The organism is Marinobacter iranensis, from assembly GCF_029207565.1.
In the GTDB taxonomy this organism is placed as follows: Bacteria; Pseudomonadota; Gammaproteobacteria; order Pseudomonadales; family Oleiphilaceae; genus Marinobacter; species Marinobacter iranensis.
The window spans coordinates 214,107-238,384 of the sequence record NZ_JANCMW010000003.1 but is presented as its reverse complement, the minus strand read 5'-3'; the positions used below and the strand labels follow the sequence as shown (position 1 = coordinate 238,384).

Annotated in this window: 24 protein-coding genes; 5 read left to right on the top strand and 19 right to left on the bottom strand. The window is 59.1% G+C overall.

The window, feature by feature from the left end; genetic code table 11:
* The first annotated feature begins 36 nt into the window (after nucleotides 1-36).
* Nucleotides 37-960, top strand: a complete 924-nt coding sequence (locus NLU14_RS07560; RefSeq protein ID WP_275705600.1) for a LysR substrate-binding domain-containing protein — start codon at nucleotides 37-39, stop codon at nucleotides 958-960.
* A 27-nt stretch (nucleotides 961-987) separates the two neighbouring features.
* Here NLU14_RS07560 and gcvA read toward each other — a convergent pair whose 3' ends face one another.
* Complete coding sequence (gene gcvA, locus NLU14_RS07555; RefSeq protein ID WP_275705599.1) at nucleotides 988-1,899, bottom strand: transcriptional regulator GcvA; 912 nt, start codon at nucleotides 1,897-1,899, stop codon at nucleotides 988-990.
* Nucleotides 1,900-2,202: 303 nt separating this feature from the next.
* Between gcvA and NLU14_RS07550 the strand changes: the two genes are divergently transcribed.
* Nucleotides 2,203-4,716 (top strand): CoA transferase, encoded by a 2,514-nt coding sequence (locus NLU14_RS07550; protein WP_275705598.1) that lies wholly within the window; start codon nucleotides 2,203-2,205, stop codon nucleotides 4,714-4,716.
* Between the two features lie 10 nt (nucleotides 4,717-4,726).
* Here the strand turns inward: NLU14_RS07550 and tal are convergent, their stop codons facing one another.
* From tal to NLU14_RS07495, 11 genes are all read right to left on the bottom strand, one after another.
* A complete protein-coding gene (gene tal, locus NLU14_RS07545; RefSeq protein WP_275705597.1) occupies nucleotides 4,727-5,686 on the bottom strand; it encodes a transaldolase in 960 nt (319 codons plus the stop codon).
* Nucleotides 5,683-7,215, bottom strand: coding sequence for a xylulokinase (gene xylB, locus NLU14_RS07540; protein WP_275705596.1), 1,533 nt, complete (start codon nucleotides 7,213-7,215; stop codon nucleotides 5,683-5,685). Before xylB ends, tal begins: the two co-directional genes overlap by 4 nt.
* Before the next feature lie 52 nt (nucleotides 7,216-7,267).
* A complete protein-coding gene (locus NLU14_RS07535; protein WP_275705595.1) occupies nucleotides 7,268-8,749 on the bottom strand; it encodes a mannitol dehydrogenase family protein in 1,482 nt (493 codons plus the stop codon).
* A 21-nt stretch (nucleotides 8,750-8,770) separates the two neighbouring features.
* Entirely contained in the window at nucleotides 8,771-9,430 is a 660-nt protein-coding gene (locus NLU14_RS07530) for a nucleoside/nucleotide kinase family protein (RefSeq protein WP_275705594.1), read from the bottom strand.
* A gap of 53 nt (nucleotides 9,431-9,483) precedes the next feature.
* On the bottom strand, nucleotides 9,484-10,269 hold the full coding sequence (locus NLU14_RS07525; RefSeq protein ID WP_275705593.1) for an L-iditol 2-dehydrogenase: 786 nt from the start codon (nucleotides 10,267-10,269) through the stop codon (nucleotides 9,484-9,486).
* A 19-nt stretch (nucleotides 10,270-10,288) separates the two neighbouring features.
* A complete protein-coding gene (locus NLU14_RS07520; protein ID WP_275705592.1) occupies nucleotides 10,289-10,975 on the bottom strand; it encodes an HAD family hydrolase in 687 nt (228 codons plus the stop codon).
* Nucleotides 10,976-10,985: 10 nt separating this feature from the next.
* The gene (locus NLU14_RS07515; protein ID WP_275705591.1) at nucleotides 10,986-12,131 is read right to left on the bottom strand and encodes an ABC transporter ATP-binding protein; all 1,146 of its coding nucleotides are present in this window, start codon (nucleotides 12,129-12,131) and stop codon (nucleotides 10,986-10,988) included.
* 13 nt (nucleotides 12,132-12,144) lie between these two features.
* Entirely contained in the window at nucleotides 12,145-12,963 is an 819-nt protein-coding gene (locus tag NLU14_RS07510; RefSeq protein ID WP_275705590.1) for a carbohydrate ABC transporter permease, read from the bottom strand.
* Nucleotides 12,964-12,977: 14 nt separating this feature from the next.
* On the bottom strand, nucleotides 12,978-13,868 hold the full coding sequence (locus NLU14_RS07505) for a carbohydrate ABC transporter permease (RefSeq protein WP_275705589.1): 891 nt from the start codon (nucleotides 13,866-13,868) through the stop codon (nucleotides 12,978-12,980).
* Nucleotides 13,869-13,984: 116 nt separating this feature from the next.
* On the bottom strand, nucleotides 13,985-15,298 hold the full coding sequence (locus tag NLU14_RS07500) for an ABC transporter substrate-binding protein (protein ID WP_275705588.1): 1,314 nt from the start codon (nucleotides 15,296-15,298) through the stop codon (nucleotides 13,985-13,987).
* 120 nt (nucleotides 15,299-15,418) lie between these two features.
* On the bottom strand, nucleotides 15,419-16,369 hold the full coding sequence (locus NLU14_RS07495) for a sugar-binding transcriptional regulator (protein ID WP_275705587.1): 951 nt from the start codon (nucleotides 16,367-16,369) through the stop codon (nucleotides 15,419-15,421).
* Between the two features lie 160 nt (nucleotides 16,370-16,529).
* Between NLU14_RS07495 and NLU14_RS07490 the strand changes: the two genes are divergently transcribed.
* Genes NLU14_RS07490 through NLU14_RS07480 form a run of 3 tightly spaced genes read left to right on the top strand, consistent with a single transcriptional unit; the run spans nucleotide 16,530 to nucleotide 18,143 of the window.
* A complete protein-coding gene (locus NLU14_RS07490) occupies nucleotides 16,530-16,739 on the top strand; it encodes a DUF3565 domain-containing protein (RefSeq protein ID WP_275705586.1) in 210 nt (69 codons plus the stop codon).
* Nucleotides 16,740-16,778: 39 nt separating this feature from the next.
* Nucleotides 16,779-17,546 carry an FkbM family methyltransferase gene (locus NLU14_RS07485; protein ID WP_275705585.1) on the top strand — a complete coding sequence of 256 codons (768 nt, stop codon included), beginning with the start codon at nucleotides 16,779-16,781 and terminating at the stop codon, nucleotides 17,544-17,546.
* Nucleotides 17,547-17,603: 57 nt separating this feature from the next.
* Complete coding sequence (locus tag NLU14_RS07480) at nucleotides 17,604-18,143, top strand: cytochrome b (RefSeq protein WP_275705584.1); 540 nt, start codon at nucleotides 17,604-17,606, stop codon at nucleotides 18,141-18,143.
* Nucleotides 18,144-18,184: 41 nt separating this feature from the next.
* Here the strand turns inward: NLU14_RS07480 and NLU14_RS07475 are convergent, their stop codons facing one another.
* The 7 genes from NLU14_RS07475 to NLU14_RS07445 form a co-directional block, all read right to left on the bottom strand.
* Nucleotides 18,185-18,454, bottom strand: a complete 270-nt coding sequence (locus NLU14_RS07475; RefSeq protein ID WP_275705583.1) for a sulfurtransferase TusA family protein — start codon at nucleotides 18,452-18,454, stop codon at nucleotides 18,185-18,187.
* Nucleotides 18,447-18,572 carry a hypothetical protein gene (locus NLU14_RS07470; protein ID WP_275705701.1) on the bottom strand — a complete coding sequence of 42 codons (126 nt, stop codon included), beginning with the start codon at nucleotides 18,570-18,572 and terminating at the stop codon, nucleotides 18,447-18,449. Before NLU14_RS07470 ends, NLU14_RS07475 begins: the two co-directional genes overlap by 8 nt.
* Complete coding sequence (locus tag NLU14_RS07465; protein WP_275705582.1) at nucleotides 18,569-19,741, bottom strand: formate dehydrogenase subunit gamma; 1,173 nt, start codon at nucleotides 19,739-19,741, stop codon at nucleotides 18,569-18,571. The genes NLU14_RS07470 and NLU14_RS07465 overlap by 4 nt, the downstream gene beginning before the upstream one ends.
* A gap of 84 nt (nucleotides 19,742-19,825) precedes the next feature.
* A complete protein-coding gene (fdh3B, locus tag NLU14_RS07460) occupies nucleotides 19,826-20,434 on the bottom strand; it encodes a formate dehydrogenase FDH3 subunit beta (RefSeq protein WP_275705581.1) in 609 nt (202 codons plus the stop codon).
* Between the two features lie 15 nt (nucleotides 20,435-20,449).
* The gene (locus NLU14_RS07455; protein WP_275705580.1) at nucleotides 20,450-23,335 is read right to left on the bottom strand and encodes a formate dehydrogenase subunit alpha; all 2,886 of its coding nucleotides are present in this window, start codon (nucleotides 23,333-23,335) and stop codon (nucleotides 20,450-20,452) included.
* Between the two features lie 87 nt (nucleotides 23,336-23,422).
* On the bottom strand, nucleotides 23,423-23,611 hold the full coding sequence (locus NLU14_RS07450; protein ID WP_275705579.1) for a twin-arginine translocation signal domain-containing protein: 189 nt from the start codon (nucleotides 23,609-23,611) through the stop codon (nucleotides 23,423-23,425).
* A 41-nt stretch (nucleotides 23,612-23,652) separates the two neighbouring features.
* Complete coding sequence (locus NLU14_RS07445; RefSeq protein WP_275705578.1) at nucleotides 23,653-24,264, bottom strand: TorD/DmsD family molecular chaperone; 612 nt, start codon at nucleotides 24,262-24,264, stop codon at nucleotides 23,653-23,655.
* Nucleotides 24,265-24,278 lie beyond the last annotated feature (14 nt).

Sequence of the window (24,278 nt, the reverse complement as noted above, 5' to 3'; positions counted from 1 at the left end):
CTCGTTGTTTTTTAATGGATGGTATTAGGTGAACTAATGTCACTGACGAGCAAACATATATCGCCCAACGGTTTGCGGGTCTTCGAGTCGGCGGCCCGCCACCTGAACTTCACTGCCTCGGCCAGAGAACTGCGTTCAACACAGTCAGCCGTCAGCCAACAGGTACGGGCGCTGGAAGAGCAGCTAGGGTTGAAACTGTTCGATCGGGTCTATCGGGGCGTACAGTTGACCGAACCAGGGCAGGCTCTGTTTGCGAGCGTCCAGGAGGGGTTTGCCACCATCGAGAAAACGATTGCTCGGCTACAGCAGCATCATCGCAACCCACAGCTGAATATTCTTACGGACTTCTCTCTGGCCACCTACTGGCTGCTACCCAGGCTACCGGACTTTCGCAAACAACACCCCCACATCGATGTCCGGATTATGACCAACCAGGGCGTCTTCGACTGGCGAAAGCAGGGAGCCGATGTCGCCATTGTTTTTGGTGACCAGCGTGAGTTGGAAGGCATTCCCCGCCTGCTCAACGAGGAGGTTTTGCCGGTATGCGGGCCGGGCTTCCTGAGCCAGTACGGTCCCATCGACGATCTGGCACGCTTGCGAGAGGTGCCGCTGCTGACACTGACCGCCGATCAGGGACAACGCTGGCTGGACTGGCCAGGCTATTTCGAGAGCCTGGGAGCGCCACCGCCACTGGCGCACTCGGAACTCACATTCAACAACTATCCGCTACTGGTCCAGGCGGCCATCGCCGGGCAAGGGGTTGCCTTGGGCTGGCGGGGGCTGATTGACGATCTCCTGGAGCGCCGCATGCTGGTAGGGCTAGACCAACTGAGGCTGGGCACAACCAGCGGATATGGCGTTGTCGATGCTCACCCGGAAGATGTGAGCCCCGCAAAGCGGGTTTTCCTGGAATGGGTGCTTCTGGACAGTGACGGCCCTTCAGAAACGCCGTCACAATAGGGGCGGAACTCGCCAGCAAGACAGAGTTCAGGCCATATGCTGGACATCTTCACGTTCCTGCCAGGCCTCCTCAACAATCCAGGCGCGGAAAATCTCGGCATGAGGGTGGAGATACTTGTACTCGGGGCGAACCAGGTAGAATGCCTCCGAGGTTGGTACCCGGAATTCGAACAGTGAAACCAGCTCTTGTTTGGCCATCATGTCCTTGACCAGGGACGTTCTGCCCAAGGCAATACCCTCGCCCTGCCGTGCCATTTCCAGTGCGGAGATCAGGGTGTCGAACTGCAGTTCATAGCGGGATTTGACATGGGTGAAACCGATCTGATCCAGCCAATATCCCCAGCCTTCCTCATACCCGATGACGTGAAGCAACGTGTGGTCGGACAACTGGTCAGGCCTGTTCGGTAGCTCCTGATGGCTTGTCAGCTTTGGGCTGCAGACCGGAAACAATTCATCCCAGCTCAGTCGGTCCGATGCCAGACCGGGCCATTGCCCCTTGCCGTAGCGGATCTCCATATCGGCTTCCTTGCCACCATCATCCAGCCAGATATTACTGGTAAACCGGACACCAATGTCCGGATAGCGCTCGCGGAACCGGTGGAATCGTGGAGCCAGCCAGTTTGTGAGAAACACAAGATTTGCGCGTACCGTCAATAACCTCGCCTTGCCCTGGCCAAAGATCTCATCGGTCGCGGTCGCCAGTCGCCGAATGCATTCGTGAACCACCGGAAGATACCCCTTGCCGGCGTCGGTCAGCTCGAGCCCGCGGGGAAGCCGCTTGAACAATGGCATCCCCAACTGCGACTCCAGACCTTTAACCTGTTGGCTGATCGCGGCCTGGGTGAGATGGAGCTCGACGGCGGCATGGGTAAAACTCAAATGCCGTGCGGTCGCTTCGAATGCTCTGAGCCAGTTCAATGGCGGGAGTTTCTTCTTCATGGTAGTGGCTCTGTTTTTGTCGATCCCGGTTCAGTTCTCGTTGAATGCAAAGCCCTTCTTATCCTGCCCAGCGGGATAGATTGAATCAATAAAAAGCAGGCCCTGGACCACACTTTATTGTTCCTGGCTTGGGCAGCCATAAGAAAAATCGGGCCTGAGGGTCATTTTTTATTGCTGGTTCAACGATCTTTCCTGCCCCTAACATTGGCCCCATTGAGACCTCGGGCTCGACATCAAGCCATATCCCAACGAGAGCCGTCTGCAGACGAACGTTGGAATCTGAGAGAGGAAGGAAAGACTGCTATGAACAACGAAACACAACTTCCGTTAGCGGGTGTCAGAGTGGTGGATTTCGGGCAGCAGATGGCAGGTCCGGCCGTCGCCATGGTCCTGGCGGACTTTGGAGCGACCGTGGTCCATGTGGATCCGCCCGAAGGCCCGCAGTGGGATCATCCGGCCAATGCTGTGCTGAATCGCAACAAGAGCTGTATACGCCTGGATCTGAAACAGGAGACCGGTCTGAACCGGGCGCTGGCGATGATCGAGCAGGCCGACATCGTGATCGAGAGTTTCCGCCCGGGCGTAATGAAAAAGCTGGGGATCGACTTCAGGCAACTGCGCGCTGAACGTCCGGAACTGATCACCCTGTCGATTCCCGGCTTTGCCTCCAACGACGATCTGCGCCAGGAATGGAAGGCCACTGAAGCAGTCGTTGCTGCCACCTGTGGCGCCTTCACCGACATGGGCTTCAACCGCGTACTGATGGGTGTAAACCCCAGCTTCTCCCCCTTGCCCCTGGGCTCTTCCTACGCGGTCTCCCTGGCGGCAAGCTCGGCCGTCCTGAGCCTGTTTGAGCGGGAGAAAACCGGTCGGGGCGACAGCATCGAGGTGCCGGTGGCCGCCGCCCTAATGGAGGGGCTGTCTTACAACTCATACGTTATCGAAGGCCTGCCTGACCGCTACAAAACCATGCGGGAAGAGGAGATCGAGTACCGCAAGGCCAACAACATAGAAATGGATCTGACCTACGACCAGTTGCAGGAATACCTGGATCCTTTCTACCGCACTTATGAATGCGCCGATGGCCGCATGTTCTATTGTGTCTGCCCGTCCCACCGCAACCATGCCAAACATGCCCTTAAGCTGTTGGGGATCTATGACGAACTGGTGAAGGAAGGCCTGCCGGAAGTCGAAAATCTCCACATGCCCATTGCCGAATGGGAAGGCGAAACCTCCATCGGTGTTTACCCGCTGCCAAAAAAATGGGCCGATATCATTTCCGCCAGGATGAAAGAAGTCTTCCTCACCCGTACCTCGGAAGAGTGGGGGCGGCTGTTTGGCGAGGGGCAGATCCCGGGCGCGCCTCACCGCACCACGCAGGAATGGGTCAATGATGAGCACACCAATGCGTCTGGTCTGATCGTGGAAGTGGATGATCCGCAATACGGCCGGATGAAGCAGGGCGGCCCCATCTCCTGGCTGGACGATGTTGCCGAGGCCATGCTGACCCCGCGTCCACGCCGTAATGTGAGTTACGAAGAGGCCCTCACTGAGTTGATGACCGTGGCGGCCGAAGAAGGGGTGACTCGTCCCACCGGCACCGATATTCAGCCGGCAAGCGGTAGGGGCTGGCTTGAAGGTGTCCGTATCCTTGACCTCACCAATGTGATTGCCGGCCCGCACTCCACGGCGTTCCTCAGCCGCTTCGGCGCCGAGGTGATCAAGCTGGATCCGGTGACCCCTTTGTACGATCCACTGATCGGCACTCTCTTTACCTTCCAGACCGGCGTCAGCAAACAGAGCGCCCTGGTGGACATCACCAGTACCGAGGGGCGGGAAGCCTTTAACCGGCTGGTGCGCTCTGTCGATATGGTGGTGATCAATGCGCCGGAACGCCAGATGAAACCGTTGGGGCTGGACCACGACAGTCTTCAGGCGGTGAACCCCGGTGTTCTGTTCTGCCGCCTGGATTGCCTGGGTGGACCCCAAAGAGGTCCCAGAACCGATTACATCGGGTACGACGATATTATCCAGGCCAACAGTGGCATCATGAGCCGCTTTGGTGGCCTGGAGACCCCGGAAGAGCACGCGCATCTGGGAACGCTCGATGTTAACTGTGGCTTTGCCGCGGGGCTCGGTATGGCGGTGGCGCTTTATCGCAAGCACAAGACCGGCAAGGTGTCACGCGCCAGAACCTCGCTGTCAGCGGTCACCAACCTGGCACAGGCCCCCTTTGCCTTCGATTACGAAGGACGAGCGCCATTCAACGAGCCGTCAGGTCGCGAAGCCCTGGGTAACCACGAACTGTCTCATTTCTACCGCACAGCCGATGGCTGGATCTTCATCGATTCCAATCGATCAGAACTGGATAAGCTGGAGCAGATGGAAGGATTGCAGGGCATTTCCCGGGCCGGCGACATCAGGGCGTTTCTCAACCGGGCCTTGAGCAAGGCGCCCGCTGACTACTGGGTGACCGCGCTGCGGGGGGCTGATGTCGCCGCTGCGGTGCCGATGGCTATTGAAGAGCTGCGAAGCACCTACTGTCGCGAAGCCGATGGCACGCCAGGCACGGATCGGGGCAGCTTTGCCTTCTCAACGTATCGCGATCATCCAAGTGGCCACGTTGTTACCCAGGTGGACCACCACTCGATTCGCCCTGTTGAGGCCTCAATCAGGGCGTTCAGGCCGACAGAGCGCTTTGGTCACTCAACCCGTCCTGTCCTGAGCAGCGTGGGTTATACCGAAGCCGAGATCGACTCCATGATTGAGCGGGGTATCGCTGGACTTGGCTGGGGCAGGGAATTCCTGCCTGGCTAATTGGAAGCCACTAGCCCACGTGATCGAGTTTTGCCGCGATACGCCGCTCCAGTTCATCCTGGTCAGCGGCAAAGCGCCGGATGCCGTCGGCCAGCTTGTCGTTGGCCATCGGGTCCTGGTTGTGGCCCCAGCGGAAAGCGGCTTCGGTGAGGGCTGGCTGTGGCGCGAGGTAGTCGTCCGTGCCCTGGATGCGAAGGCTGACATCGTCCGTGCTGGCGCTGAGCTGTTCCAGCAAGGTCGGTGAGATGGTCAGACGGTCGCAGCCGGCGAGGGCCAGTACCTGTCCGGTATTGCGAAAACTGGCACCCATGACCACGGTGTTGTAACGGTGCCGGGCCGCGGTATCGCAGACGCCCCGGACGAAGGCAACGCCGGGATCGTTCTCGGGGCCGTAATCCTGGCCCGTGCTGGCCTTGTACCAGTCAGTGACGCGACCCACGAAAGGCGAGACCAGATGTACGCCGGCGTCAAAACAGGCCTGTGCCTGGGCCTCGCTGAACAACAGGGTGAGGTTGCACTGAATGCCCTCCCGCTCCAATATCTCAGCCGCGCGGATGCCTTCCCAGGTGGATGCCAGCTTGATCAGCACCCGTTCCGGCCCAATGCCCCGCTGCTCATACAGGCCAATCAGGTCGTGGGCTTTGCGAATGCTGGCGTTGGTGTCGAACGACAGCCGCGCAGCGACTTCGGTTGAGACCCGTCCGGGCACAATACCCGCTATTTCCGCGCCAATCGCGACGGAAAGCCGATCTATAGCCTGTTCAATGCGGGTGTCGGGATCGCTGACCTGGGCAGCAACCTCGGCCAGGATTTGATCAATCAGGGGTTGATGGTCTGGCAGATCGAATGCCTTGAGAATCAACGATGGATTCGTGGTGGCATCCTGGGGTTGGTAGCGCCGAATAGCCTCCAGGTCGCCGGTATCAGCAACCACCGTGGAATGGCGTTTAAGTGCGTCGAGCTGGGTCATGTCGTGCTCCTGGTTTGAGGTTGGGCGGGCTCCGCTGGTGATACCCCATGGCGTTGTTGCAGTGCGGTCCGGTAGCGCTGGTAAATGCCCTGATAGGTGGCGGTTGTTGCAGGATCCGGCCGGGTGAGGGTGTCCTGGTCGAGACTGACCAGGCGCTCGCACAGGCTGGCCAACGAGCTTTCCTCGCCCTGGCTGTGTTGGTCGCACCAGGCCGCCTGAATGGCTGCGCCAAGCGCGGCGGCTTCCGTAATGTGGGGGCATATCACTTCCACGCCCAGCACATCCGCAACAATTTGCCGCCACACCGCGCTACGGGCACCACCACCGATCAACCGGATCTGATGGGCGTCCCGGGCCAGGTCACCAAGCAATTCGAACCCGTAACGAAGCCCGAAGGTGGCGCTCTCCACCACCGCCCGGCACAGGTTGGCCTGGGTGGTATTGAGACTGGTCAGGCCGAGGAAGCTGGCGCTGGCGTGGGGCAGCATGGGCACCCGCTCACCGTTGAAAAATGGCAGGATGGTTATGCCTTCGGCCCCTGGCGGAGCCGCTGCCACGCACTCGCTGAAGGTGCCCAGGTCGAGCCCGAACAGGTTGCGCACCAGAGTGCTGGCGGAGGTGACGTTCATGGTACAGATCAGTGGCAGCCAGCCATCGCTGCTGTCACAGAAATTGGCCACCATGGCGTTGTCACTGAGTACCGGTTGCCGCGAAAAGGCGTAGACGGTGCCGGATGTGCCCAGGCTCAGGGTGATCCGGCCGGGCTGAATGTTCCCGGTGCCGATGGCGCCCATCATGTTGTCGCCGCCGCCACTCGAAACTAGCACGCCGGGCCCTAACCCCAGCTGTTTTGCCATCGCCGGGAGCACGGTTCCGGCGGCGTCCCGGGAGCCGATCAGACGGGGCAGCACCTGCTCGGGATTCAGCTCCGGGGCGATAATGGAAAAGACGTCGTTACGCCACTGGCGGGTGCGGGTATCAAAATAGCCAGTGCCGGAAGCATCGCCGGCTTCGGCCACCCGTTCACCGGTCAACCGGAAGTTCAGGTAGTCGTGGGGCAGCAGAATGCTGTCGATACGGCGGTATGCGTCGGGGCGTTCTTCCCTTAACCAGGCGAGCTTGGAGGCGGTGTAGCCGGTTTGCAACACCAGCCCCAGTTTGCTCAGGCAACCGGCTTCGCCGCCGAGTTGCTCCACCAGCGCGGCATTGTGTTTGGCGGTTTCGGTATCGCACCAGAGCTTGGCCGGATGCACGGGCTGCCCGTTGGCATCCAGCGCCACCAGTCCGTGCTGCTGTCCGGACACACCAATGGCGCGAATCGTTCCGGGATCAATGCCGGCGTTGGTCACCGCGTCCGTAAAAGCGCCGAAGAAGGCGCTCATCCATTCTTCGGGATCCTGTTCACGTCGGCCGTTGGCGCCTTCAATCAAGTGATGGGGCCGGCTGGACTCTCCCAGGATTCGGCCATTCTCGATATCGATCACCACAACCTTGGTGCTTTGGGTGCCACAGTCCACGCCTACGTACATGGTTCGCTCCTTGTCTGCTCCAACTGAAGTGCCAAGGATAGCCAGCCCGTGATCATACGTCGCCCTTTGTAAGGGCCGTCAGGGTGGCCCGGGCGCCATCTTTATGCAGCCGGTCCAGTGCGGCCAGGTAGCAGACCCGGAATCGCTGGTTGTCCGCCAGGTCGCCAAACAGCTCGTGGTTCTCGATAAAGGCAGTGGGCTGGGTCCGGTTTCTGGCAGACAAGGCCATCAGAGTGGCTTTTAACGGGTCCACCACGTCAATCACTGTACCGGCCTCATCGGTGCCCTCGGCATAGCGGGCCCAGCTCGCGACCACTGCGGTGGCACGATGGATGTCGCCGCCGGTCTCCAACTGCTGGCGAATAACGGGTAGGAGCCATTTGGGAATGCGATCCGAGCTTTCGGCGCACAGCCGGGCAAGGGTGTCCCTGATTTCCGGGTTGGCGAAGCGCTCAATCAGGGTGGTGCGGTATTGAGCCAGGTCGACGCCGGGGACATCGGCCAGGGTGGGGGTGGCCTCATGTTCCATGTAGGCAAGCAGGAAATCCACGAACAGCGGATCCTGGCACACCTCGTGAGCGTAGCGGTAGCCGCACAGGTAACCGAAGTAGCACAGTGCCTGATGACTGGCATTCAGCAGTCGCAACTTCATCAGTTCATAGGGCTCAACGTCTTCCACTACCTGTACGCCAACCTGTTCCAGTGGCGGGCGGCCATTAACGAATCTGTCTTCCAGTACCCACTGGGTAAAAGGCTCGCACACTACCGGCCAGCGGTCCTTCACACCAAAGCGGTTGTGGATGTCGCGGATATCCGCCTCGGTGGTTACGGGGGTGATACGATCAACCATTGAATTGGGGAACGAGACTTCCCGCTCGATCCAGTCACCCAGCGCGGCATCCCGCTGTCGGGCAAACGCCATGAACATTTTGTGGGCGACTTCACCGTTGCCCTGGATGTTGTCACAGGACATCACGGTAAAAGGCGGAATGCCTCGTAGCCGACGCCGGTTGAGGGCCTCGGCCACCAGCCCGAACGTGGTTTTCGGGGTTGCCGGGTGGGCCAGGTCATACTGGACGTCCGGATTGGCGAGGTTGAACTCGCCCGTCACCGGATGAACGTTGTAGCCACCTTCGGTGACGGTCAGGGACACAATGCGAATGGCGGGCGCCGCCATGCGCTCAATGACCGCCTCGGGATCATCCGGAGCGAACAGGTAATCAATCATGCTGCCGATGACTCGGGCGTCATAGTGACCGTCGGCGTGCTTGACCACCAGCGTGTAGAGGTAATCCTGGGCCGCCAGCGCCTGCTGCATGCGGTGATCGCCAGGCATCACTCCGACACCGACAATGCCCCAGTCGTGGGCGTCGCCCCGGTTCATCAGTTCATCGATATACATGGCCTGGTGAGCGCGATGGAAGCCGCCAACACCGATGTGCACGATGCCAGGGGTGAGCCCATGGCGATCATAACGAGGCACTGAAACCGTGGCATCCAGCTGCTTCAGCGTGTTATTGGCTAAACGGGTCATTGATACCTCCCTGAGGGATGACTATTTGGTGTCTGGTTGCGTGGTTGGCGCGGCGGTGGTGGCCACCCAGTGGATGTCGGGGGCGACCGATTCGCGCTTGACCAGGGCTGCGTTGATCATGTCTTTATTGCGGGCCTTGTCGATGGCTCCGGCCTGGTCCTGGCCCAGGGCAAGCCAGCGCTGGATCAGACGTGTTTCCAGCAGGTGGTCTGGAACCTCCAGAAACAGCGTCAGATCGAACAGACCATGGAGCCCACGCCAGGGTGGTCGATCGAGCAGGAGATAATTGCCTTCGACGAGGACGATCCGATGATGAGCGGCGACCACGCGTCCGCCAGCGCGGGCAAGATCCAGCGGCCGGTCAAATACCGGCACGGTGACCGGCCCGCAACCTGAGCGGATGCGTTGCAGGTGGCTGAGCAGGCCCTCGGCATCAAAGGTTTCCGGGGCGCCTTTCAGGGCAAGCAGGCCCCGGGGTTCCAGTATGGCGTTGTCAAAGTGATAGCCATCCATGGGAACGACCGTGGCGATGTCCTCGCACCGATTGAGTTCGTTGGCCAGGCGCTCGGAGAGGTACGACTTGCCGGCGGCTGGCGGGCCGGCCAGGGCAACAATAATTCTTGGCTGCAGCGCCGCGAAGGCCAGAATTCTGTTGGCTATTTGCCGAACACCGGGTTTCATTGGTTGTTCTCCAAGCGAGATCGCACTGGGGGCCTGCGCGGCCGTGTGTGCCTTCAACTCATCCAGTTGCCACCGTCCACGTTCAGGGTTTGTGAGACCACATACTCGCTGTCGTCACTGGCCAGGAACACTGCCGCTCCGGTGTGATCTTCCGGGCGTCCCATGCGGCCAAAGGGGACGGCTTCGCCAACCAGGCGTTTCTTCTCGCCGCGCGGGCGGTTCTCGTACCGGGCGAAAAGCGCATCGACCTCCTCCCACATGGGGGTGTCAACAACGCCGGGGGCAATACCATTGACGTTAATACCGTATTTTATGAGGTCCAGGCCACAGGATTGGGTAAGGCTGATAACCGCCGCCTTGGAGGCGCAGTACATGCTCACCAACGCCTCTCCACGCCGCCCTGCCTGGCTGGAAATGTTGATGATCTTGCCGCCCCGGCCGCTTTCCTTCATAACCCGGGCCACGGCCTGTAGGGTGAAGAACAGGCCTTTGACATTGACGTTGAACTGGTGGTCGTAGCTTTCTTCGGTGACCTCCAGTACCGGCGCCATATTGAAGACGGCGGCGTTGTTAACGAGGATGTCGATGCCGCCCCATACCTCCTTGACGGTGGCTACCAGTTGCGCAATGGAGGCCCGGTCGCAGACATCAAGATGCTGCCCCAGAATGCGGGTGTGATCATGCGTCTGTTGAAGGTCACTGACCGTTTTGTCGATGGTGTTCTGGTCAATATCGGCCACCACCACGCGTGCACCTTCGGCGAGGTAACGTTCGGCGATGGCGCGCCCGATGCCGCCGGCTCCGCCAGTAACAATCGCAATCCTGTCCTGTAGCTTCATAACAGCTTCTCCTCAATGGTCACTGGGGCTCTTGTGCGGTGCGGCTCTGTCGCCAGATGGCAACCAGTTCCTGCAGGCCTGACATGTCGGGCAGGATTCGCCAGGCGCCCGCCTCCACCAATCGTTGATCATGGCCGGGTTCAATATGGCTGGCTCCGGTGAAACCAATCACGGTCATCCCCGCTGCCGTGGCTGCAGTGACCCCCGATACGCTGTCTTCCACCACCAGGCAGTCCTGGGGAATGCATTTCAGTTGACGGGCGGCGAAGCGGTAAACGGCCGGGTCCGGCTTCGGGTGTTCAACCTGCTCAGCGGTGAATAGGGGGACCGATCCCAACAAGAGGTTCAGCTCGGTTGTTGCCAGCGAGTTGCAGACCCGGTACCGGCTTGAGTTTGAGACGATGGCCAGCGGCAGGTTCAATCGGGAAACCGCTTCGGCAACACCGTGGACGGCTTCCAGTTCGTCTGCCAGGCGCGCTTCAATGGCCTGGTCAATCCGCGCCAGCGCATCGCTGGGTAAGTCGTGGTTGCTCAGTTGTTGCAGGTGTTTGAGGATGTTGTCGGTAGTCATGCCCAGCGACTGACGCAGCACGGTTTCCGGTTCCAGGTCGGGTAGCCATTGCTGCAACTGCGCCAGCAACGTGGCTTCGGCGATCACCTCACTGTCTACCAGAACACCATCGCAATCGAATATCAGGGTTTCCATGGGACCTCGCTCACTTGCCATTGGGATCGACGGCGGCATGATTGGATTGCCGGGTGACGGCTGTCAGTGGGTGGCGCCGCAGGCTCGGCAGAGCCTGTTGTTGGGCATCGAACAGGTGAGCCCGGGAAGGCTCAAAGCCAAAACGCACGGTATCGCCAACCTTCTGGTCGATATCGCCGTCGGCGATGACAGTGACCAGGCAGCGGTCCATATCGATATACAGTGAGGTTGCGCCCCCCAGGCGCTCCATGACCTGTATCTTGCCGTTGAGCGGGCCGTTTTCGTCCAGGTTCAGGTGTTCCGGCCGGATGCCCAGCTCAAGCGCCGCACCGGTATCCAGGTTGGTGCCATCCACCGGCACCTGGCAGACATCGCCCCCGGGCAGGGTAACGGTGACGCCGTCAGCGTTGTGTCGCAAATAGCTCACATCCATGAAGTTCATGGTTGGCGAGCCGATAAACCCAGCCACAAAGCGATTGCGGGGGTGGTGGTACAGCTCCATGGGCGAGCCCACCTGTTCCACTTCGCCCTTTTGCAGCACCACGATCTTGTCCGCCATGGTCATGGCTTCGATCTGATCGTGGGTAACGTAGATCATGGTGGCGTCCAGCTCATCGTGCAGGCGGGCCAGTTCGATCCGCATCTGTACTCTCAGGGCCGCGTCCAGGTTTGACAGCGGTTCATCGAACAGAAAAATACTGGGATTGCGGACAATGGCCCGGCCAATCGCCACGCGTTGGCGTTGGCCGCCGGACAGTGCCTTGGGTTTGCGATCCAGCAGTTCCTCCAACTGCAGGATTTGGGCTGCGGCCAGCACCTTGTCCCGGCGTTCGGCTTTGCTGATGCCCGCCAGGCGCAGGCTGAACCCCATGTTGTCCTCAACCGTCATGTGCGGATAGAGCGCGTAACTCTGGAACACCATGGCCAGGCCGCGTTCGGCAGGGCCGATGTCATTGATGCGCTTGTCGTCTATGAGGATGTCGCCGCTGCTGGCACTTTCAAGGCCGGCAATAATACGCAGTAGCGTGGATTTGCCGCAGCCGGACGGGCCGACGAAGACGACGAATTCGCGGTCATTAACGTCCAGGTCCACCCCTTTGATGACGCTGGTTTCGCCAAATTCCTTGACGATGCTCTTGAGTTGAAGCGTTGCCATGATCCGATCCTTATTATTTGACGGCGCCGAAAGTCAGGCCGCGTACCATCTGTTTCTGTGTCAGCCAGCCGAATACCAGGATGGGCGCGATAGCCATGGTTGAGGCGGCCGATAGCTTGGCCCAGAACAGGCCTTCGGGACTTGAGAAAGAGGCGATGTAGGCTGTCAGTGGCGCGGCCTGGGAGGATGTCAGGTTGAGACTCCAGAACGCTTCGTTCCAACTCAGGATCACTGACAGCAGGCCGGTGGAGGCGATGCCAGGCAGGGTCAGAGGTAGTAGCAGGTGCCAGACCTCCTGCAGGGTGTTGGCACCGTCCATGCGGCCTGCCTCGAGAATGTCCTTGGGCAGATCCTTGAAGAAGGTGTACAGCATCCACACCACAATCGGCAGGTTCATCAAGGTGTAGACAATGGTCAGGCCGGTGCGGGTATCGAGCAAACCGGTGTCCCGGAACAACAGGTAGATCGGCACCAGGACCCCGACCGGAGGCAGCATCTTGGTGGACAGCATCCACAGCAGGGTGCCCTTGGTGCGTTTGGTGGGCAGGAACGCCATGGAATAGGCGGACGGAATGGCAATCAGCAATGCCAGGATGGTGGAGCCAAACGAGACAATCACGCTGTTCAGTGCAAACTTGAAGTAATCCGCCCGCTGTTGCACCTCGGCGTAGCTGTCCAGGGTGGGTGGGAAAATCAGGCTTGGATCGGCGATGGCGTCGGCTTCGGTTTTGAAGCCGGTCAGCATCATCCAGAAAATCGGGAAGAAGATCACAAAAGCGACAGCCCAGGCCAGCAGGCCAATACCGAATCTTCGCAATGTCGAGTTGGTCATAATGCGCTCCTGCCTCAGTCTTCCAGATTTTTCGCGACCATTCGTACCAGGAAGATGGCAACGATATTGGCCAGGACAATGGCAACCACACCACCGGCGGAGGCCAGGCCCACGTCGTAGTCCAGCAGCGCACGGATGTAGATCAGGTAGGCCAGGTTGGTGGTGGCCAACCCGGGACCACCGGAGGTGGTGACAAAAATTTCCGCAAACACGGTGAGCAGGAAGATCATCTCGATCATGATCACCACACTGATGGCCCGTTTTAGGTGCGGTAGTGTGATGAAGAAGAACACGGCGATGGGGCCGGCACCGTCCATCCGGGCCGCTTCCACCTGATCCTCGTCCAGCGATTGCATGGCGGTCAGCAGGATGAGCAGGGCAAATGGCAGCCATTGCCAGGCGACGATAATGACAATCGACGTTAGCGGAAGTGACGAGAACCAGTTGATTGGCTCCATGCCGAATACACCGGCCAGCCAGGCCAACACGCCATTGGACGGGTGCATCATCAGGTTTTTCCAAACCAGCGCACTGGCTGTTGGCATCACAAAGAAAGGTGAGATAACCAGCACACGGGCGATTCCCCGCCCAAAAAATTCCTGCTGGAACAACACCGCCAGCAGCGTGCCACCAACAACGGTGATGACAAGCACCCAACCCACCAACAACAAGGTGGTGATCATGGAGGACCAGAGCGCGGGGTCGGTAAAGAGATACCGGTAGTTTGTCAGACCGTCGAATTCGTCCATCCCCGGCATTAGCAGGTTGTAGCGCTGCAGCGAGAACCAGACCGTCATGCTCAGGGGCACGATCATCCACAAAAACAGTAAGGTGACGGCGGGACCCTGTAAGGCCAGGGGTCTCAGGCCACCCACCTTGCGTCCAGAGGCTATGGGCTTGTTCATGGTGATTTTCCAGCATGCACAGAGGGTGTGGCGGGGCTTGTCGTTGTTCGGACCAGCCTCCGCTGCAAGCTGTTTAGTGGGCAGGGTTGCTGCCCACTAAACGGTTCGGGGATTGCCTAATTCTCGATATATCCCGCGCGCGTCATGGTACGCTCGGTCGCCCGTTGGGCGGCATCGAGAGCCTGCTTCACCGGTTGGTCTCCAGTCAGCGCGGCTGCAACCATCTGGCCCACTCGGGTTCCAATTGCCTGGAATTCGGGGATGCCGACATACTGCACACCGGTGTACGGTGACGGTTCCAGGGTTGAGTCCGTCGGGTCGGCGCCGCGGATCGCATTCAGCACAAAGCCGGCAAACGGTGCTGCTTGCTGGTAGCTTTCATTGCTGTAGGTTGACTCACGGGTGCCCGCTGGTGCACTGGCCCAGCCCTCTCTTTCTCCGGCCAGGGCGATGTAGTCCTGGGAGGTCGCCCATGCGACGAATGTTTTGGCAGTCTCCTTGGCGCTGGACGACGACGGAATTGCCAGCGCCCAGGACCAAAGCCAGTGCGAACCTTTCGGGGTAACTGCGACGGGCGCCGGTGCGAAGCCCACCTCATTGGCGACCTTCGATTCCGCTGGATTGTAGAGTTTGCCGGCAGCAACGGTGGAGTCGACCCAGATAGCGCAATTGCCACGGGAGAACAACGCCAGATTTTCATTGAACCCGTTGGAACTTGCCCCCGCCGGGCCATAGTCGTTCAGCAGCTTGACGTAGAAACCGACCGCATCCTGCCAGGGTTTGGAGTTGATCTGTGGCTGCCAGTCCATGTCGAACCAGCGCCCGCCATAGGTGTTCACCAGGGTGCTGACAAAGGCCATGTTCTCACCCCAGCCGGGCTTGCCACGCAGGCAGATGCCGGCAATGTCGTTCGCCGGGTCATTGGTTTTTGCGGCCCACTCCTGCACGTCATTCCAGCTCGGCTGTTCGGTCATCTCGATGCCGGCCTTCTGAAACAGATCCTTGCGGTAGTACATCATTGAACTTTCGGCATAGAACGGCAGGGCATAAGGCTTGCCGTTATAGCTGAGGCCGTCGATGACGGGTTTGAGCAAATCCTCTCTGTTGTAGTCGGCGGGCAGGCTGTCGAGCGGCGTCAACCAGCCACGCTCCGCCCAGATCGGAGCTTCATAGGTACCAATCGTCATGACGTCGAACTGACCGCCATTGGTCGCGATATCGGTGGTCAGGCGCTGGCGTAGCACGTTTTCTTCCAGCACCACCCATTCCAGGTCAATGTCAGGGTGTGACTGCTCGAACGCATCCGACAGGCGCTGCATGATGACCATGTCATTGTTGTTGACGGTTGCTACGGTGAGCGTTTCCGCATGGGCCGCAAAAGTACTGGCCACCGCAAAACCGGCGAGGGGTAGAACGCGAGATAACTTCATGGCTTGCTCCTTGTTGGGAGATTTTGGTGTTGTTTTCCGAAGCCTAATTTGAACAATTGAATCTACTACTGAACAAATGATCAGTCAAGGGCGATAAAAATTCAAGTGGCCAGATTGACCTTAACCGGAATCTACTATCAGACGGGCGGCGGCCTCGTCAGTAATCAGGCCTTTGAGCCAACCACCTCGCAAGGCGGCCAGGATCGCCAGCCCTTTTTCCCTGCCACCTGCAAGGGCCACGAGGTGTTGCCTGGCCAGGCCTTCGAGCGCAGGGCTGGTAATGCGGCGGGTGACGGTGCAGTCGATGAGTTGTCCCCATTGGTCCAGCGGCCACCCCAACAACTCACCCACGGCCTGGTGGTGTAGCAATTCGTCCAATTCAGCTTCGTTGATAAAGTCGTCCTGAAAGAGTGTTGCCTGACGATTAATAGGCCCTATGCCGATGAATCCGGCTTCCGCTTCGGATGCGACGTCCAGGATTGCGCGGAAGAGACGTTGGCTGCGCATGGCATCGCGCTCTTCCACCGAGGCGGCCACCACGGGGGCTGGAAGTAAAAAACGTTCACTGGCGGTTTTGTCAGCAAGGGTGGTAACGCCATCATAGCGATTGGAGGAACCGTCACGGGCGACGTTCCCAACCAGGGATACGACCCGGTGCTGGGGGCGATCCATGCGACTCACCGCTTCTACGGTGGCCCGCACGGTTCGGCCGGAACCAAGGGACAGGGTCAGCGGTTCCGTGCGCTCCAGGTAACGGGTCATCAGATCGCAGCCAGCGATCGCGATGTAATGGGCGCTGCTGTGCTCGGCGCCGGGATCGGCCGGTACGACATCGCAGAACGCCAGGCCAAAGCGATCCCGGATGGCCTGTGACAGGGTCATGCAATTTGCGAGGGGATGGTCGATGTGCACCTTCACCAGGCCTTCCTGACGGGCCAGGGCCAGCAAGCGCTGAACCCCCGGGCGCGAGACGCCAAGCTGAGAGGCAATCTCGTCCTGGGTGCGTCCGCCTACGTAGGATAGCCAGGCGGCGCGGGCGGCCTGATCCAGTTTTAGCTCGAACTTGTCCATCGAATCTGTGGGCACCTTCGTTGTGAACAGCCCCAGATCATCGCAAGGGTGCCTGGAATTCACAAGGCAGTGATTACAATTTCCGACCTGGGGTTCATGTTGCTCCTGAGCTGTTAGTGTCGCATTGTTGAGCTTGATCCATGGACTAAAGGTGGAGCCTATGAAACAACCCATTATCGGCTACCATAAAGATGAAGAAGACCATTGGGTCGCTCAGTTGGCGTGTGGCCACAATCAGCATGTGCGTCATACGCCACCGTGGGTGAACCGCCCCTGGGTCACCACGGTGGAGGGCCGGGACTCGATGCTGGGGTTTGAGCTTGATTGCAGGAAGTGTGAAGAGGGTGCGCCGCCGGATGACAGGCCCTGATCATGCCGCCCTCGGGGCAGAAAGCAAAAGGAGGTGACCTTGCGGGTTGCCATTGCCGATCGACTTAATCGCGGCCTGGGACTGCTACGGTCCTTTGTCATCTATCGACGCCCCGGGCGCCAGAGGGCTTTACGCCGGCTCTACAGTGAATTCGTCGGCCCTGGGGATCTGGTCTTCGATATTGGTGCCCACCTGGGGGACCGCAGCGCCGCGTTTGCCGCGCTGGGGGCACGGGTGGTGGCGTTGGAGCCGCAGCCACGATTGCTGCGCTGGCTGCGGCGGCTGACCCGGAATCAGCCCGAAATAGTGTGCTTGCCGCTGGCGGTGGGGCGGACCCCGGGTAACGCCAAGCTGGCGCTGAGCTTGCGCCATCCCACGGTGGCCTCACTGGACAGCCGCTGGCGCGAACATCTGCGCACAACCAGCCGTGGATTCCGGCATGTGCGCTGGGAAGATTCAGTCACCGTGACGGTGGTCACTATGGACGAGCTGATACGACAGTATGGCCGGCCCAGTTTCTGCAAGATTGATGTGGAAGGCTTTGAGGTGGAAGTGCTGGCGGGATTGAGCCAGCCCCTGCCGGCATTGTCCTTTGAATTCGTGAACGGCACCCTGGCTCAGGCATTGCGATGCCTTGAGGAACTGGAACGGTTGGGTAGGCACGAGTTCAATGTTATTGCCGGCGAGCAACGCCGTTATGCCTGGCCTTCGTGGCAGAGCATGGAGTCACTCAGGCAATGGCTTGGTGCGGGAGCTGACGGTATCGCCTCGGGGGATATCTATGCCCGGCAGGTAGCCTCGAATTAATTCGATGATGGATGGATTCAACACCGAAGCGACAGGAAATAACGTGGAGGGGAGTGTATGCCGCAGATTCAGAAATACCCCGCAGGCTGGCGGGTACTGCATTGGGTAATGGCGCTGATGGTTCTGACGTTGATACCCGTCGGGCTCTGGATGGCTTCACGGGCGGAAGCAGACATCTGGGGGGCGCTGACGAACACACTGTACAGTGTACACAAAGCCATTGGCTTCAGCGTGCTGTTGCTGATGATTCTGCGGATTGCGGTGAAAATTCGGGTGAAAAGCCCGCCTTATCCGGAGGACATGCCCCGCACATTGCAGATTGCCGCCAAGAGTGTGCACCACCTGATCTATGTACTGCTGGTGGTAACACCGTTGTTTGGCTGGGCCGGTGTAACGGCGTATCCGGCTCTGGTCATCCTGGGCGATGTCCAACTGCCTGCCATGCCTTTCGTACCACAGAACGAAGAACTGGCTGGTCGGCTGTTTTATATACATGGGTGGCTTGCCATAACCCTGGGTGTATTGATTGCAGGCCATATCGCGGCGGCTTTGCGCCATTTGCTCCGCAAAGACGGGATCTTCCGGCGGATGGTATAGAGAAACGTAATGGCTAACACCGGCTCTGTCTGGCGTGACAACTACGCCAGACAGATACGATACCGGAGGACACCCGCATCCTCTTCGCGGACCCATTCAATCCGGTGACCGGTCAGCTCACACAGCAGCTGTAAATCCCGACGACCGCTGGGATCATCGGCCAGAAATTCGACCTGGGTGCCGCTGGGTAAATTCTGAATGCGTTTTTTTAAACGCAGAATCGGGAGAGGGCACACCAGACCGACCGCATCGATTTGGTGTACCTCTGTCTGATGTTCCTCTGCCTGTTGTACTTCCGGGTGGTCAGTCAAGACGCACGTTCTCACTGCTGGTTTGCTCGGCTGAGGACCAGCCGAACTGGTCCAGGGTGGCCGGGGCAAGAAAGGCAATCACCAGGGCCGCGACAAATGCAGAAATCATAACCTTCACAATGACTCTCCTTTACCCTGTTTGGCCTGAACCTCTTCCACCCACAGATCGTGGTGTTGGCGGGCCCACTCCACATCTACCTGGCCGTTACCCATGGCATCGAATGCGCCTTCCATACCGACCGAACCGATATAGATGTGGGCAATGATGGCCACCATCATCACGAACGCGACAATCGAGTGCCAGAGGTTGGCGTACTGCATCTCTTCGTGCGGCGTCAGATCGGTCGGGAAGCTGGTCCCCAGAACATTGTTCATGATGCCAAAGGTATCGGCAAACATGGGCATTTGAAACGGGAACAGCAGCGACAGTCCGGAAAGAGAGACTGAAACGCCCAGCACCATCACGGTCCAGAAAACAATTTTCTGGCCGGCGTTGAACTTCTTTGCCGAGGGATGGGACTTGGTAAAGATACCGCCGCCTGCCTTGAGCCAGTGCCAGTCCAGTTTGTTGGGAATGTTGTGGGCCACCCACATGACGAATGTCATCACCAGCCCCAACATGAAGGCCCAGGCCACATTGTTGTGAATCCACTTGGAGCCGGCAGCCATAGTTGCGAAGGCATCAGGCCCTATGACAGGGATCAGGAAGCTTCGTCCCATCAGAGTAATCAGCCCCGTCAGCCCCAGTGCGATAAACGAGCCCGCCAACAGCCAATGGCCAAACCGCTCTACGGCTTTGAAACGTTCTATGGTGGTACCTGCAGGGCCACCCTCAATCTTTATTCTGCCCCGAATGAAGTAAAACACCACCAGCAACACGATGATACCCAGGATAGCTCCACCGCCGTAGCTGATGACGGGGCCCTCACGAAGCTTGTACCAGGGCACTCCGCCATCCTGGATAAGAACATCGGCAGCCGGGTTGCGAACCTGGGTTTTGATGTCGATGTCGTCGTAGCGAACGCCTCGCCAGACGTCGGCATCAGAGCGCCCGCCACGGGTGCCCAGTTGCTCGCTGATCGCTGCCGCATTGGCGGGATCGCCTGTTTCTTTGGAGCGGGACCCTCCATCAGCTTTCAGCCTCTCCTGACGAGCCATGATGTCTTCGAGGGTTTGGCCTCCCCCGTTGTCCGCTCGAGCAGCCTCGGGGATGTCCTGCGCCCAGACAGGGTTAAAGGCCAGTGTCGCCAGTACAAGGAAGGCGGCACTGAAAAGTTTAAAGTTCATGAGAGCACTCCAGCGGAATCAACAAAAAGATTTCGTTGCCTTAATGAATTCCGGGGCCTGAAGCCCCGGAATTGTCAGGCGGGCCTAAGGGCCCTTCTTCTCGTAGGCTGTGCCCCATCCCCAGGCGCCGGAACCGAAACCACGGTTCACCACACGCTGGCGATAGATGTCCGCCACCTCGTTGCCATCACCGGCCAACAGGGCTTTGGTCGAGCACATTTCCGCACAGAGCGGCAACTTGCCCTCCGCAATACGGTTGCGCCCGTACTTGGAGAACTCGGCCGTGGAGTTGTCTTCCTCGGGACCACCTGCACAGAAGGTGCATTTGTCCATCTTGCCCCGGCTGCCGAAGTTACCCGCTTGCGGGAACTGGGGTGCGCCGAAGGGGCAGGCATAGAAACAATAGCCACAACCGATACACAGGTCTTTGGAGTGCAACACCACGCCGTCTTCGGTCTGGTAGAAGCAATCCACTGGGCAGACGGCCATACAGGGCGCGTCTGAGCAGTGCATGCAGGCTACCGAGATCGAACGTTCGCCGGGTTTACCGTCTTCGATGGTCACCACCCGTCGACGGTTGATGCCCCAGGGAACTTCATGCTCATTCTTGCAGGCCGTTACGCAGGCATTACACTCGATGCAGCGTTCGGCATCGCAAAGGAATTTCGCTCTTGCTTGTCCTTCAATTGCCATGATCTACACCTCTTGTTATGCCGGCTCAATCGCGCACAGCGTGCACTTGGTCTCTTGCATCTGCGTGACCGAGTCGTACCCGTATGTTTGAACGGTGTTGGTGGATTCGCCCAGAACGATCGGATCGGCGCCCTTGGGATACTTGTCCCTCAGGTCCTTGCCTTCCAGGTGTCCGCCGAAGTGAAATGGCATAAAGGCTACGCCCTCGCCAACACGTTCAGTCACCATTGCCTTGACTTTGATGCGCCCGCCTTCAGGGCCAGACACCCAGACGTCATTGCCGTCACGAAGGTTCAGGTTATTCGCGTCACGCGGGTTAACCTCGATGAACATGTCCTGCTGCAATTCCGCCAGCCAGGGGTTGGACCGGGTCTCGTCACCACCACCTTCGTATTCCACCAGTCGGCCAGAGGTCAGAATGATGGGGAAGTCCTTGCTGAAGTCCTTCTTCTGAATGGATTCATACAGCGTCGGGACACGCCAGAAGGTCTTGTCCGCGTACGTCGGGTAATCCTCCACCAGGTCACGGCGGTTGGTGTAGAGCGGCTCACGGTGCAGTGGCACGGGGTCCGGGAAGTTCCAGACGATGGCACGGGCTTTGGCGTTACCAAAGGGCGCACATTCGTGCTTGATCGCAACACGCTGGATACCGCCAGACAGGTCTGTCTTCCAGTTGGTTTCAGGGCCGGCAACGGCATCAATACTGGCACGCTCTTCCGCCGTCAGATCGCCATCCCAGCCCAGGTCCATCAGCATTTGCATGGTGAACTCCGGGTACCCGTCCTTGATCTCGGAGTTTTTCGAGTAAACGCCGTCCGCCAGAAGGTTTTCGCCGTTGCGTTCAACGCCAAAGCGGGCACGGAAGGTCAGGCCGCCTTTGGACACCGGCGTCGACATATCGTACAGAACGTGTGTACCCGGATGGTTCATTTCCGGTGTACCCCAGCATGGCCACGGCATACCGTAGATATCACCATCGCAGGGTCCACCCACCGCACGCAGGGTGGTCTTGTCGAAGTGGTGCTGGTTCGCCATGTGCTTTTTCAGGCGCTCAGGCGATTGACCGGTGTAGCCGATGGTCCACATACCGCGGTTGAACTCACGGGTGATGTCCTCGATCACCGGTTCGTCGCCTTCAATGGCGATATTGCGGAACATGCGATCGGTGAAACCGAACTTGTCGGCAAACAGCTTCATGATTTCGTGATCGACCTTCGACTCGAACAACGGCTCAACGACTTTTTCACGCCACTGCAGCGAACGATTGGAGGCGGTAACCGAGCCCGAGGTTTCGAACTGGGTGGTGGCGGGCAGCAGGTAGGCGCCGTCCTTGCGATCGTGCAGCACCGCTGACACCGTGGGGAAGGGATCCACCACAACCAGCAGGTCGAGCTTTTCCATGGCTTCCTTCATTTCCAGCATCCGGGTCTGGGAGTTGGGCGCGTGGCCCCACAGCACCATGGCCCGGGTATTGTCGGGCTGCTCCAGGTTTTCCTTGGCTTCCAGAACGCCGTCGATCCAGCGGGATACGGGAATGCCTTTCTCGTTCATCATGGCTCGGGTTTTGCCGTCCTTGTCCCACATGGCAAAACGCCCCTTGAGCCAATCCAGGTCCTCCTCCCAGACGCGCGCCCAATGAGCCCAGGAGCCAGCAGCCAGGCCATAGTAGCCGGGTAGGGTGTCGGCCAGCACGCCCAGGTCCGTGGCGCCCTGAACGTTGTCGTGGCCCCGGAAGATGTTGGTGCCGCCGCCAGGAGTGCCCATGTTGCCCAGCGCCAGCTGCAACACGCAGTACGCCCGCGTGTTATTGTTGCCATTGGTGTGCTGGGTGCCACCCATACACCAGATGACTGTACCCGGGCGGTTGTTGGCCAGGGTGCGGGCGACGCGCTCAAGTTGCCCGCCCGGGACACCGGTAACACGCTCAACCTCCTCGGGGCCCCAGCGTTTTACCTCTTCACGAATATCGCTCATGCCGTACACCCGGGTACGGATGAACTCCTTGTCTTCCCAGCCGTTTTCAAAGATGTGCCACAACAGGCCCCACACCAGCGCGACGTCTGAACCCGGACGAAACCGCACATACTCATCCGCATGGGCGGCGGTACGCGTGAAACGCGGGTCACAGACGATGAGCGGTGCGTTGTTTTCTTCCTTGGCTTTCAGAAGATGCAACAGCGATACCGGGTGCGCTTCCGCGGGGTTACCGCCGATCAGGAAGATCGCTTTCGAGTTGTGGATGTCGTTGTACGAATTGGTCATTGCGCCGTAGCCCCAGGTGTTGGCTACGCCGGCAACCGTGGTCGAGTGACAGATCCGGGCCTGGTGATCAACGTTGTTGGTACCCCAATAGGCGGCAAACTTGCGGAACAGGTAGGAACCCTCATTTGAGAACTTCGCGCTACCCAGCCAGTAAACCGAGTCCGGACCGCTTTCCTCGCGGATTTGCAGCATCTTGTCGCCGATCTCGTTGATCGCTTCGTCCCAGGAGATCTTCTTCCACTGGCCGTCGACCATTTTCATGGGGTACTTGAGGCGACGCTCACCGTGGGCATGCTCGCGTACCGAAGCACCTTTGGCACAATGCGCACCAAGGTTGAAGGGGCTGTCCCAACCCGGCTCCTGCCCGATCCAGGTGCCATTCTGGACTTCCGCCATCACGGTGCAACCAACCGAACAGTGGGTACACACGGACTTTTTAACAACAACGTCTCCGCCTCCCGTCGACGGGGTTGCAGCCTCAACGCGGCCAGACGTCAGTGACAAAGCCGCCAGGCCACCCACGGTGACACCGGAGGCAGCCAGAAAACCACGACGATCCATGGTTCTGGCAGCGAGGGATGAAAGTAAAGAACCAGCACGGGGGCCTTTCGCTACCCCGTTGGTTTTCTTTCTTAACATGTCAATTACCTCTCTCTTTTTATTCTCGTTTTTCTGGAGGTGTGGCCATCCAAGAGCCTTTCGCAACCTTGAATGACGCACGCTTCCTCAAAAGCGAGCCGATTCGAAGTACTTACGTGTGTGTTCAGTGTCACGCAAACCGCTGCTTTTCGGGGCGTCTTTCACCACCTCGGCTGCGGCGTTGGGTGAGACTGCCAGTGCAACGGCCGCCGGAGCTGCAGCTGCTGCCACCTTCAGGAAACGGCGGCGGCTGTTTTCACGTTTCGGGTTGTCCATGGGACACCTCCACCTGAGTTAAGGGACCGTATTGATCCCGCTTACTGGATTGCAAACGCATCGGCCTCTACCGCCATGAAAGCCCGGCCCAGGGAGCCCACGGGAGCGTAAAAGACTGCGGTTTGCGCTTGTTCCAAGTCGGTAAAAAACAACGCCGCCCACTTTGCCAGGTGCGCGTCAAAAAAGGCTTTCTGGGAAGGCAGGTCGCTGTCGCATCGGAACTCGCCTGTAATAATGCCGGCCATGATTTCACACAGCGTGCCCATATGATCTTCAGGTTCTTTAACGTTGTCTCTGGCCTTGATGCCCCTGGCCATCAGGTCGCTGCGCAGGTTCGCAAGGGGTTTCTCGTTCAGAAAACCGGTCAGGTAATAACTGGCGTAGGGCAGGAGTTCACCACGACCGATACCAACGAACAGGTTGTTGAATTCCCGTTCGGCATCAACGGACGTGGTGCGTTGTGCCAGGGCAGCAAGATTTCTGGAGGCGGAGCCGATAGGTGTTTCGTCACCCTGCAAGGTTGCCAGCCCCCGAAGCAATTCATTCGAAGGCGGGCTGCTCAACAAGCCAGCCAGCAACTGATACATCTGGGCCCGCGCGCGATCTTCGTCGTTGATTGAGCGAGGGCACTGAACTTCTGCAGTGTTGACCAAGTCGTCTCTCTCTT